Origin of the sequence: Carnobacterium sp., from assembly GCF_032094055.1 — a bacterium.
GTDB lineage: Bacteria > Bacillota > Bacilli > Lactobacillales > Carnobacteriaceae > Carnobacterium_A.
Window position 1 is genome coordinate 21,743 of the sequence record NZ_DAMDAK010000020.1, and the last position, 761, is coordinate 22,503.

General features: G+C 37.5%; 1 protein-coding gene and 1 pseudogene. Both read left to right on the forward strand.

Annotated elements, in window-relative coordinates; genetic code table 11:
* A pseudogene (locus tag RT405_RS04900) lies at positions 1–346 on the forward strand (MarR family transcriptional regulator); the annotation flags it as partial.
* 28 nt (positions 347–374) lie between these two features.
* On the forward strand, positions 375–761 hold a 387-nt coding region (locus tag RT405_RS04905; RefSeq protein ID WP_313468055.1), incomplete at its 3' end, for an ABC transporter transmembrane domain-containing protein.

Genomic DNA, 761 nt, shown 5'->3' on the forward strand with positions numbered 1-761 from the left:
GAGTAATTATTTGGATAAAATCATGGCAGGGTGGCCACTAGAATTTGCGGCTTATCAAACAAGAACAGGAGATCCAATGGAACGCTTGGCAGAAATGCAACATTTACGCAATGCCATGCTGGATATTGACTGGCAATCACTTTCCCAGCAAGAACAACGTCAAATGAACCATGAATTTCAAAAGCGATTCCGTCATTTTGGTATGGACCATCGGATGTGGAAACGCCGATTTGAACAAAATGTGCACGATCAAGATCAATTAAATCGTCGTGGATTTGGTGGGAGAAGGCCATTTGACCGTTCTTTCCCAAGAGAAGACAAACCGACAGATTCTGATCGTGACTGAACTGATTTTAAACTAGAGGAGAAAACTTATGGAAAGAGAACCAGTGGCAATAAAAGAGAAGAAACAAAAATCAACGTATAAATTAAAAGATTTTATGCGATTAATCAATAGTGTAAATCCCAAAAAAAATTTGTTTTTGTTTGGTTTATTTTTGAGTATTTTAACCAGCGGAGCAAGTTTAATCGTTCCCCAATTAACGAAAGGCTTAATTGATACTAGTCAATTGGCAAAAATTGATGGCAAATTATTGGGTGTTTTAGCCTTGGCATTTATCGCGCAACTAGTCTTTGGGGCAATTGGCGGATTTTTATTACGTTATGTTGGTGAAACAGTTGTTAAATCACTGCGGGAAAAATTATGGCAGCATTTGCTCTATTTACCTGTTAGTTATTACGATCAAAATAAATCCGGTGAA